This window comes from candidate division WOR-3 bacterium, from assembly GCA_026418155.1.
Lineage (GTDB): Bacteria > Hydrothermota > Tepidihabitantia > Tepidihabitantales > CAIPLT01 > JAOABV01.
This window is the reverse complement of sequence record JAOABV010000051.1, coordinates 1-11988: the sequence shown is the minus strand read 5'-3', so window position 1 is coordinate 11988 and position 11988 is coordinate 1. Positions and strand designations below refer to the sequence as shown.

Genomic DNA, 11988 nt, shown 5'->3' with positions numbered 1-11988 from the left:
ATTTTAAGATGGAATTCTTTCCGGGTTTTCCATTATTTGCGATAACTGCTTTAATCCACCAAATCCCTTTGGAATTACAAGAAATTCCCGCAATCGCAGAAAATGCTAATTCTGACCAACATATTAGATTTATGGCGCCAACAGGCAAGAGTTATATTACTTATAACTTTTCAAGACCCCTATCAATTCATTTAACCATCTATGATATTAGAGGCAATAAATTGCGAGAGATTATGAAACCCGCAAGTACCAATGGCACAATTTTCTGGGACAGAAATAATTCCAATAGTCAATCCGTGAGCCGAGGTATCTACTTCTATAACTTAAAGATTGATAAAGCGACTTATCGCGGAAAGTTTGTGATTGTAAAATAACTTTCTGCTACCGCATTTTTACGATTCGCTCAGTTAAAGTTTTTTCCTCAGTTTTTACTCTTAGGAAATAAATGCCTGCTGATAGGTTTTCCAGATTAAGTCTGAATTTATGATTGCCAACAGGAAATTGTCCCGAGGCAAAATTCTTAAGACATCTGCCTGAAATATCTATCAATTCAATACTAATCTTAGTCTCTTTAGTTAGTGTCAGTTCAATATTAGTGGTCTTATAACAAGGATTAGGCGAGACTTTAAATGGAGAAGAAAAGATTGTTAACGAATTATTTTCCATGATACCAGTGCTGGGATATAATGCACCAAGAATTTTAGATGCGCCGTATTGGATAATATATCCACAGAAAACAAGTAATAATTGACTACCAGGACCTTTTGCCAAATCTGGCTGGGACCGACCAGTAGGTTGGTTAATTAGTTCAATTCCCTGTGGGTCGAGCACAACTCCATTTGTATTAATTCTTGTGCCATAGATATCAGAATTCTCCCAATTTCGGTAGTCAGCCCAAACCACAAGATAATTTGTGCCATAAAAGGCAACTGCCGGACTCCACTGGTCATCATCAGCATTGGAAATTATAAAGCCATTTGGGTTAAGCACAACTCCTGTTCTTGTGACGCGTGCTCCATAAATGTCAGAATTCCAATTGCGCCAATCTTCCCATACTACTAAATAATTTGTGCCGTCAAAACTAATTGATGGATTATGTTGCTCTTCTTGGGCAAATACAATTGGAATACTATATGGGTCAAGCACCGTGCCATCTTTACCTACGCGAGCACCAAAAATATCAGTCAGATAACCACCTTCGCGGTTAATCTCCCATACCACAAAATAATATGTGCCATCAAATACAATCCTTGGATTATATTGTTCATAAAAATCATACATATCAGACGAGATGACTATTCCTTGTGGGTCAAGCACAACTCCTGATGGCGAAACTCGTGCACCATAAATATCAGGATACTCTTCACCTTCACGGTTATCTGACCAAACCACAAAATAGTTTGTGCCATCAAAAGCAACCGACGGATTGAGTTGGTCATATTCAGCGGTTGAAATCGGTATGCCCAAAGGGTCTAATACTATTCCTGCAGTAGAAACTCGTGCGCCGTAAATGTCTCCTTCCCAAGTTCGATAATCTTCCCATACTACCAAATAGTTAGTACCATCAAAAGTGACGGATGGAGCCCACGCTTGATATTGAGCAGAAGAAATCAAAATTCCTTGAGGGTCAAGCACAATACCAGAAGGTGTAACACGAGAACCATAGATGGAATTGCCATTACGCGAGTCTGACCAGACAACAAAATAATTTGTACCATCAAATGCAACTGCGGGCTCATATTGTTCTGGGCTGGAATATCCATAAGTTAAAAGAATTCCCTCTGGGTCTAAAACGGTTCCTTGAACCTGCATCCGAGCACCATAAATATCGTAATTATTCCAAGACCGAAAATCTGACCAAGTTATGAAATATCGCATGTCATTAAGATTATCAATTACAATTGATGGTAGCCATTGGTCACTTTGAGTAGTTGAAATTGGTAATCCTTGTGGGTCTAAAACAACTCCTGCAGTAGAAACCCGGGCACCATAAATATCACCTTCCCACCAGTAATTTAGTTCAGTCCAGACTACAAAATAATTAGTGCCATTATAAACAATCGCTGGGTAAACACCAAAGTTCTGTGTAATCTGTATTCCCTGAGGGTCAAGAACAACACCTGAAGGCGATACTCTTGCACCAAAGATGCGGTATTCTTCATAAACCAGTCGGTCATCACACCAGACCACAAGATAGTTTGTACCATCAAAAGCAACCCGAGGCAGAATTTGACTATTCGGAGCAACCGAAATTGGAATACCATCCGGGTCAAGCACAATGCCAGCACGAGTCATTCTTGCTCCATACACATCATAATATTCGTCACCATCTCGGTCATCAAGCCATGTTATAAGATAATTTGTGCCATCAAAACCTATTCCCCGAAAGATAAATTGTTGAAAAGAGGCAGTAGAAACCGGAATACCTTGCGGGTCAAGAACAACACCGGTTGGCGTTACTCTTGTAGCATAAATATCACCATTAAAATCACTACGATAATCATTCCAAGCAACAAGATAATTCGTTCCGTCAAATTTTATTGCTGGTACATCCTGATAATCATAGGCAGTACAAATTGGAATCCCCTGTGGGTCAAGCACAACTCCGGATGGAGATACTCTTGCGCCATAAATATCATAGTCCCAATTACGAAAATCAGACCAAACGACAAAATAATTTGTGCCATCAAAGGCAACAGATGGATATCCTTGCCAATCATCTTCTGTGCAAATCGGAATGCCCAAAGTATCCAGAAGCACACCATTTCTTGAAACCCGTGCTCCATAAATATCGTCATTACGCATATCATACCAAACAACAAAGTAATTCGTGCCATCAAAGGCAACATCAGTAAATTCCTGGTCATCCGGTGCTGGTCCAAAACTTATTGTCGTATCAAGTAAAAACTCAGGTAAAGTAAATTTGGTATAATTTTTCGTTGGTAATCGTTTTTGTCGTCTAACATTATTAAACAACGATAACGGCGAATGCAACTTTCTCTGTTGTTTTTTAAGTTCTTTATTACGAATTTTGCTCTTTGACCTCTGCAATATCCTCCTCTGTCGATTGTTAATTACTGTACTGAGTTTACCTTTGCCCAATCCAGTTTGAACAGATAGAATCTTGCTCGGATTGCTTTTTTCCTTGGACAAATCTTTGCCAATTCCTCTTGCACTAAAAATTAGGGCAAGGATTAGAGCTATGGTTAGCATTAATCGTTTCATAATGCCTCCTTTACTGATAGCGGAAGTTTAATTGTAACCTAACAATCATATGCTGAACATTTTATTATATTTTATAATCCGCTTACAGATAGAGGTAAAGTTCGTTTGTCCGCTCCCAATTATGCTAAACTTTTTCTTAAAGAACAAATATCGACAAATAATAATACTGGGCTAATAAATTGTCAAGAAGAAATTTTGCTTGACTTTTATCTTACTATTAGTAAAAATATTTTATGACCAAAGCACAAGCACAAAAAGAGATTGAGAAATTACGCCAAGAAATAAATTACCATAATTACCGTTATTATGTCCTTAATGACCCAGTGATATCTGACTATGAATACGATATGCTCTTAAAGCGATTAATTGAACTTGAGCAAAAGTTTCCTGAACTTATCACTTCTGATTCACCAACTCAAAGAGTCGGCGGTGAACCAATTAAAGAGTTTAAACCGGTCACGCATTCGCCTCTGATGCTTAGTTTAGATAATACTTATTCGTATGAAGAATTAAAAGATTTTGACAAACGCATCAGAAAATCGGTCTCTGATTTTAATTATATTGTCGAACAGAAAGTAGATGGTGTTGCAGTATCATTAAAATATGTTGATGCGAAGTTTGTTCAAGGTGCAACTCGTGGTGACGGTGCTACTGGCGATGATATTACCCAAAATTTGAAAACCATCAAAACAATTCCGTTACAATTAATTAATCCGCCAAAATCTTTAAGAACCTTTGAAGTTCGGGGAGAAGTCTTTTTGACTAAAAAGCAGTTTGAAAAGTTGAATCAGGAACGTGAAGAAAATGGCGAATCTTTATTTGCTAATCCCCGTAATGCCGCCGCCGGCAGTCTCAAGTTATTAGACCCCAAATTAGTTGCTGAACGAAAATTAGATATTTTTGTCCACACTGTGCCAAAACCACCAGCCAGGGAATTTACTTCAGATTTTACGACACTTGAAGTCTTAAAAAAAGTTGGCTTTAAGGTCATTCCTCATTCAGACTTATTTGATTCCATCGAAAAAGTAATTGATTACTGTGAAGAGTGGCAGGAAAAACGACATCAATTACCATATGAGGTTGATGGTATGGTAGTTAAGATCGATGAGTACTCAGTGCGAGAGAAATTGGGCGAAACGATAAAGAGTCCTCGCTGGGCAGTTGCCTATAAATATCCACCAAAACAAGCAACGACAAAAATCGTTAATATCTTCTTTAGTGTTGGTAGAACTGGTGTTGTAACTCCAGTTGCAGAAATGGAACCGGTCTTTCTTTCTGGTTCAACTATTTCTCGGTCAACGCTACATAATTTTGACGAAATAAAACGAAAAGATATCAGGATTGGTGATACAGTGATTATTGAAAAAGCCGGTGAAGTAATTCCTCAAGTAGTCAAAGTGGTCACGGATAAGAGAACGGGTAAAGAAAAACCTGTCGCACTTCCGACAAAATGTCCGGTTTGTCATAGCCATTTAGTTCGTGAAGCCGAAGAAGTTGCTTTACGATGTGTCAATGCCTCGTGCCCAGCGCAAATAAAAGGCAGATTATTGCATTTTGCCAGCAGGTCAGCAATGGATATTGAAGGATTAGGATATGCAATGGTCGAGATGCTGGTTAATAAAAATTTAGTAAAGGATTTTGCTGACTTATATGCCTTAAAATATGAAGATATTATTAATCTTGAACGCATGGGCGAAAAATCAACTCAAAATCTTCTCAACGCAATTGAAAATAGTAAAAATCGACCTTATTCTCGTGTGCTTTATGCTTTGGGTATCCGACATATTGGAATTCACACTGCCCGGGTATTAGTTTCCGCATTTCCCTCAATTGATAAATTAAGAAATGCAACTCAAGAAGAAATTGCTCAGGTTATGGGTATTGGACCGGTTGTGGCTGAAAGTATTGTAAACTTCTTTAGTGATAAAGAAAACCTTCGTTTAATTGAACGACTAAAAAAAGTTGGCTTAAATTTTTCTGAAGAAACAACACAAAAAAGTGCAAAGCCATTATTAGGCAAAACTTTTGTTTTAACCGGCACATTAAAAAATTATACCCGAGAACAGGCAAGCGAAATTATTATTAATTTGGGTGGTAATGTCTCGTCCTCAGTTTCTAAAAAGACAGATTATGTATTAGTTGGTGCTGACCCTGGCTCTAAATATGATAAAGCCAAAGCACTTGGCATTACGATAATTTCTGAAGAAGAATTTATGAAAATGATAAGAACTAAAAAATGAAAAGGCAATATCTACAACTAATTTATCTCCCAATGCCCAAATAACAGTTCCTAAAGTTAACTTTTATGAAAACCACAGAATCTAAAAAATGAAAGGTTGTATATCGGCGTTTTTTATATTATGCTTTAATATACTAATTATGAGTTGTAGTGGACCAAAAGACTATTATACAATCTTAAGAAAGTCAATGGTTAAATCCCAAATTATTGCTCGCGGGGTTACTGATAAAAGAGTCTTAAAAGCCTTAGAAAAAGTTCCCCGACATCTTTTTGTGCCTGAAGTTCTTCAATCTGAAGCGTATAACGATTACCCTTTGCCAATTGGTGAAGGTCAAACGATTTCTCAGCCATATATTGTTGCCCGAATGACTGAACTTGCAGAACTAAAAGGAGATGAGCGAGTTTTAGAAATTGGCACTGGTTCTGGTTATCAGGCAGCAATACTTTCGTTATTATGTAAAGAAGTCTACACTATCGAGATAATTGAATCATTAGCAAAATCGGCAGAGAAACGGTTAAAAGAATTAAATTATAATAATGTCTCTGTCCGCTGTGGTGATGGTTATTTAGGCTGGACTGAAGCCTCACCATTTGATGTCATTCTCATAACTTGTGCTCCACCCTATTTGCCCGATTCTTTAATCCGACAATTAAAAGAAGGCGGTCGGATTGTTGCGCCAATGGGTGAAGAGTATGAGACTCAAATTCTCACTGTATTTCAAAAAAAGCACGGGCAGTTAATTAAAACCGAATACGAACCAGTCCGATTTGTGCCAATGAAAGGCAAGATTGAAGAAAAAAAGTGAAACAAGTGTTTAAGGCAGACATAAGTGCCGAAGTCCAATATCTTAAAGGCATTGGTCCGAAACGAGCCCAATACTTAAGACGAATAGGTGTTGAAACCATTGAAGATTTTTTATTCTTAGTGCCCAGAAGGTATATCGACCGTTCGCAAATTGTTAAAATTCGTGACTTGAAAATAAAAACCGACTCAGTAGTTATGGGCAAAATCATTGCTTGCGGAACTAAAAAAACCAGAAATAAAGGTGAAGTCGTTAGAATTATGGTAAGCGATGATACCGGAATGCTTGAATGCATCTGGTTCAATCGTCCCGACTTAAAAGATAAATTCAAAGTGAATCAAAAAATTATCGTCTCTGGCATAGTAAATTACTACAACCGAAAACAAATAGTAAATCCTCATTATCAGATATTATCTGAAGAAATAATCGGCCAGAGCAAAACTTCAAATGATTTGTTATATGCAATAGGCATAATACCTGTCTATCCTCTGACTGAAGGGTTGTCAATCTGGGATATCCGAAGACCAATGAAATATGCAATTGATAATTATTTACGATATCTCAATGAAACTTTGCCTGTCGACATTCTCAAAAAATATTCTTTCCCAGAAATCAAGAATGCCATAAAAAATATTCATTTTCCTGAAACCATTGCCCAGGCGGAAAAGGCAAAAGCACGATTAATTTATGAAGAGTTCTTCTATCTGGAGTTACTTTTAGCATTACGCAAACTAAATTCAGTTCACCAAAAGAAAGGGTATCGTCTAATCGAACAAGGAACTTTTACTAAAAAACTGTTAAGTCTTTTACCATTTGAACTTACTGATGGTCAGAAAAAAGTCCTATCAGAAATAAAAGATGATCTGGCAAAAGAGATTCCAATGAACCGTTTGCTTCAAGGCGATGTTGGCTCAGGTAAAACTGTAATTGCTATCTACGCAATGCTCATCGCAATTGAAAATGGATTCCAATCAGCATTAATGGCACCAACCGAAATTTTAGCCGAACAGCATTATTTAGTTTGGCATAAGCGATTGGAAAAGATTGGCGTCAAAACTTGTCTTTTAACCGGCAGCACAAAGCCCAAAGACAAAACTCGTCTCAGCCAAGAGATAGAACAAGGAATGATTAATATCGTTTTTGGAACACATGCTTTAATTGAGCAAAACATTAAATTTAAGCAATTGGGTTTAGCGATAATTGATGAACAACATCGATTTGGCGTAATGCAAAGAGCGGCTTTAATTAATAAAGGAGTTAATCCTGACTTCTTAGTAATGACTGCAACTCCCATACCCCGAACTCTGCAAATGACTTTATATGGCGATTTAGATATATCAATCTTGTCAGAAAAACCACCAGGTAGAAAAAAGATTGTTACCCGACTCGTCACTGAAAAAGAACGAGCATCCGTATATAATTTTATTCAGGCAAAAATCAATGAAGGCAGACAGATATATATTGTCTGCCCGCTAATTGAAGAATCAGAAAAACTTGACCTAAAAGCCGCAATTAAAACCTATGAAGAAATCCAAAAAGTCTTTTCTGACAAGAGAATTGGTTTAGTTCATGGCCGTCTAAAAAGTTCTGAGCGGATTGAACTTATGGAAAAATTCCGTAAACACGAACTTGATATTTTAGTGACAACAACCGTAATTGAAGTTGGGGTTGATATTCCTAATGCCACTGTAATGGTAATTGAGCATCCAGAACGATTTGGTTTAGCCCAACTCCATCAATTACGAGGTAGAATAGGACGCGGTAGTGAAACATCGTATTGTATCTTGATGCTCTCCAATTCGAAATTCTCACCCGCATATGAACGGCTGAAATTTTTTCAAGCCAATGATGATGGATTTCTACTAGCAGAAAAAGATTTAGAACTACGCGGGCCTGGAGAAATTTTAGGAACCAGACAACACGGCTTACCTGACTTAAAAATTGCCGATTTACAAAAAGACCGACATCTGCTATTTCAAGCACGCGATGACGCGTTTGCTCTAATCAAAGAAGACAGTAACTTTGCATTACCCGAAAACAGAGTAATTAAAATGACACTAAACAAAAAATTTAAAGAACGCATTGAATTATTAAGAGTCGGATAGTATGAAATATCAAATGTTAAATCCTAAATGTCAAATTGGGCTAAAATTTTTAGTTGTTAGTTACTGGCTTTTGGCTTTAAGCTGTTCACCGCCTTTGCCCACTACAATTGGCGGAATGCGAGAGATTATTTTGTTTACAGACTATAAACAAGAGATTGAATTACCAATCAAAGAGATACTTCAAAGATACATTTACACAGTTCAGCCTGAAGAAGAGTTCATAGTTCGCTATCGTCCCTTGTCACGATTATCTGATTTTATCAAGTTCCGGTTCTTATTTATAGTTGGAACTATTGATGAAGAGCCGATTAGAACAATATTAGATATTCATATAAAAAAAATTGAGATGGATACAATGGGGCTTTTTGCTTTTGCTGACCTGTGGGTCGAAAATCAAAAAGTATTAATCTTTGCCGTAAAATCTAAAGAATTTTTACAATTAGGATTAAAACGCTATGGTGCAAGAATTCGTAAAACTTTTCAGGACTATTTATTAACTTATATGACTAAAATTACTTATGAGCAAGGTCATGACAAAAAACTCACTAAATATCTATCAGATAAATATCAGTTTAATTTCAAAGTGCCAAAACGGTTTCGTCTTATCACTAAATATGAGAATGATAATTTTATCTATATGATTACTCACAATCCTGACCGAAGTATTTTTATCTACACATCACCTGAAAGGATGGAAATAACGCCGGCAAAATTAATTAGTCTTCGAGATAGTTTAACTGCAAAGTACTATGAAGGTGACTTTGTTTATAAACCATATACTCGGGCAGAAACAACTTTATTTAATAACATTTGGGCAATAAAATTAATCGGCGTTTGGCAGAACAACAAACTTACTGCCGGTGGACCTTTTATATCTTATTGCTTTAATCATAACAATCGGTTCTATTTTCTTGATGGAATGCTCTATTACCCGGGAAAGAAAAAACTGGATAATCTTAACCAACTTAATGCAATACTTTGGACATTTACACCCTAAGTCGGTTTATGCAAGTCAAATTCAGTTTGATTAACAAAGTCATAGTAAAAATCATTTTGAGTATTATCTTATTTTCAGATTCCTCTTTAGGAAGTAGTGAAGACTCATTAGGTCAACTTCGTTTTGATTTTTTAGGTTTAGAATGTAGAATTATTTCCAAAGAAGAAATTTTAAGTATGAAACAGATTAATGGAAAATATCATACAATTTATTATCAACCAGAACGAGAAGATGAAGCACAAAAAATAAATTCGATTTTAGAAAAAGGCGACAGTATAATATTAGAGATAACTGGATTAGAGGAATTAGTGAAATTTAATGTTGTCTTGCCTTTGACAAAAGGACTTTATTATACTGACTTGCCATACACAATGATTATACCTGACGATGACCCCATCTTTTTATTTTCAGTTTTTCACGAACAATTTGAAATAACCCTTCAGTTAAAATTCAACTTATATCAAGACCCACAAAATCGATTTGTCGGCGACGGCTTGGCAAATTACCTTATGTGGACAATAATGGCACAATTTTGGCCCGAAATCTTTTATAAATACTCGCAAGATATTTCTGACATATTCACCAATTCAACTAAAATATACGATTTATCCCTTTGGAAATTAGATACGAGCGAAATTGAATCAGAATTTAGTAGTCATTGTTATTATGTGGCGCCATATTTTTGGGCAAAGATAATTACTAAATCTAAACAGTCAGAATTGATAAAAACATTTATCGCAAAATTAAAAACTTCTGCAAAATTATCTTTCAATGAAATTATCAAAATACTAAGGCAGTTAACTAAATTAGATATCTCTCAAGAAATGAAAATTTCCGCATCGGAAATAACTAAAGAAATCACAAAATATTGGTTATTTTTTAATGTTCCCACTGATATGACGGTTATTTATGGACCTGTCAATGATTCCATAATCTTTGATGAAAACTATCATAGAAAATTTGTGATTAATTATTACTATTTAATTGATAAATATGAAGTTTCCAATGAACAATTTTGTAAATTTCTTAATGCCTGCGGCAACCAGCAACAAGGAGGTGCATATTGGATTGAACTTGACTCCTATCCCGAAATCCAAAAATTAAAAGAGCGATACTTCGTTAAGTCAGGAAGAGAAAAATATCCGGTTCGTTGGGTTACTTGGTATGGAGCTCAAGCCTATGCAAAATGGAGCGGCAAAAGACTTCCGACCGAGGCTGAATGGAAAAAAGCAGGACAAGGAAGAATTGGCGCAAAATATCCTTGGCAAAGAAAAGCAGAAGATAATGGCTGGGATTCCACTTTATGTAATTGGCAGGAATACGGAATTTACGACGGACACGAACATACGGCACCGGTAGATTCATTTGCCAAAGGAAAATCCTCTTATGGTTGTTATAATATGGTGGGCAATGTCTTTGAGTGGGTTTGGGACTGGGCAAAACCATTAGAGCAATTAACAACGATAAATCCAATCGGCGATACTGGAGTTTATAAAATACAACTTGGCGGTTCTTTTAACTCCAATAAACAATGGCAAACTACATATTCAAGACTTTTGAGATTGCCGAATTCATCTTACTCAGATGTTGGATTCAGATGTGCTAAGGACCTACCTCAACTTAAAGTTTTACCTAATCTTAAAGGAAAATAAGCAACATAAAAGGCATACCTAAATCAATTTTTAAGGCAATTTTTTGAAAGACAGAGATTAAGACTAATAATTGTATGAAATCCAAAATCATACAGATTATCAAATTTTGCAAATAATGCTTGACAGAAATTTATTTTTTATAGTAAAGTAATATGTGAATAATATGTTTCAGGTAATAACACATTTCACTCTTCAATATGCAATCACTGAACAGACAGATAAGAAAAAACAAAAAGTAATAAGTAGAAGCAGTTCACTCCGATACGGAACGCTCTACGAATAGGTTAATAAAGATGTTAAACATGCTTGTTCTTTTAATAGCATTGTTAGAACCGGCTCAAGATTTGATACATCAATCTTGCCAAAAGACGGATTTTAGCAAAACTATTCAAGATTCTACCAATATCTGTTGTCTTGCTCATTATCCTTATGCAGCAGGTAGAGCAGTTGCAATTGACAGCAATGCGGTTTTTGTCTCATCAGGGACGGCAATTTTAATCTTTGACCGTGAAACTCCACAAGTGCCAATTGCTAATATTATAACTCGCCATTTTGTCTCTTGCTTATTTAGAAGTAGCCAGTATCTTTATATTATAAGTCGTGAGTTCACTGATTTGTATACTAATCTTATAATTTATAATGTCTCCCAACCATCATTACCAAGACTCATTTGCCAATATCGGATAGAAGGCGTTTGCCATAGTATCTATGTTCGTGGTCAATATGCATATGTAACTTCAATTTATCTTGGCAATTTAGGTGGACTCCGAATATTTGATGTGTCTAATCCGGCTCAACCATTCCAAGTTAGTTATCTACCTTTACCAGGAGTTGGTCCAATAGATGTATCAGGCAATTATGCTTATTTGGTAGGCGGTGGTTTTTATATAATAGATATTTCCAATCCTTATGCACCGACTCAAATGTATTATTGGCAGGCACCACCAAATCTGTATACCTGTCTCTT

At 36.1% G+C, this 11988-nt stretch carries 8 protein-coding genes; 7 read left to right on the top strand and 1 reads right to left on the bottom strand.

Annotation, left to right across the window (positions count from 1 at the left end):
- The coding region (locus N2201_06030; protein MCX7785765.1) for a T9SS type A sorting domain-containing protein at positions 1-374 on the top strand (374 nt) is incomplete at its 5' end.
- A 7-nt stretch (positions 375-381) separates the two neighbouring features.
- On the opposite strand, the gene N2201_06025 is transcribed toward N2201_06030, so the two are convergent.
- Positions 382-3225, bottom strand: coding sequence for a T9SS type A sorting domain-containing protein (locus N2201_06025; GenBank protein ID MCX7785764.1), 2844 nt, complete (start codon positions 3223-3225; stop codon positions 382-384).
- Between the two features lie 233 nt (positions 3226-3458).
- Here N2201_06025 and ligA point away from each other — a divergent pair, with 233 nt between their 5' ends.
- From ligA to N2201_05995, 6 genes are all read left to right on the top strand, one after another.
- Entirely contained in the window at positions 3459-5465 is a 2007-nt protein-coding gene (gene ligA / locus N2201_06020) for an NAD-dependent DNA ligase LigA (protein ID MCX7785763.1), read from the top strand.
- Positions 5466-5604: 139 nt separating this feature from the next.
- Positions 5605-6270 (top strand): protein-L-isoaspartate(D-aspartate) O-methyltransferase, encoded by a 666-nt coding sequence (locus N2201_06015; protein ID MCX7785762.1) that lies wholly within the window; start codon positions 5605-5607, stop codon positions 6268-6270.
- Complete coding sequence (recG, locus tag N2201_06010) at positions 6267-8372, top strand: ATP-dependent DNA helicase RecG (GenBank protein MCX7785761.1); 2106 nt, start codon at positions 6267-6269, stop codon at positions 8370-8372. The genes N2201_06015 and recG overlap by 4 nt, the downstream gene beginning before the upstream one ends.
- Positions 8373-8385: 13 nt before the next feature.
- The gene (locus tag N2201_06005; protein MCX7785760.1) at positions 8386-9369 is read left to right on the top strand and encodes a DUF4837 family protein; all 984 of its coding nucleotides are present in this window, start codon (positions 8386-8388) and stop codon (positions 9367-9369) included.
- A gap of 8 nt (positions 9370-9377) precedes the next feature.
- Positions 9378-11021: a formylglycine-generating enzyme family protein gene (locus N2201_06000; protein ID MCX7785759.1), complete on the top strand. Its 1644-nt coding sequence runs from the start codon at positions 9378-9380 to the stop codon at positions 11019-11021.
- A gap of 302 nt (positions 11022-11323) precedes the next feature.
- Positions 11324-11988: hypothetical protein (locus N2201_05995; GenBank protein ID MCX7785758.1), on the top strand; the 665-nt coding region annotated here is incomplete at its 3' end.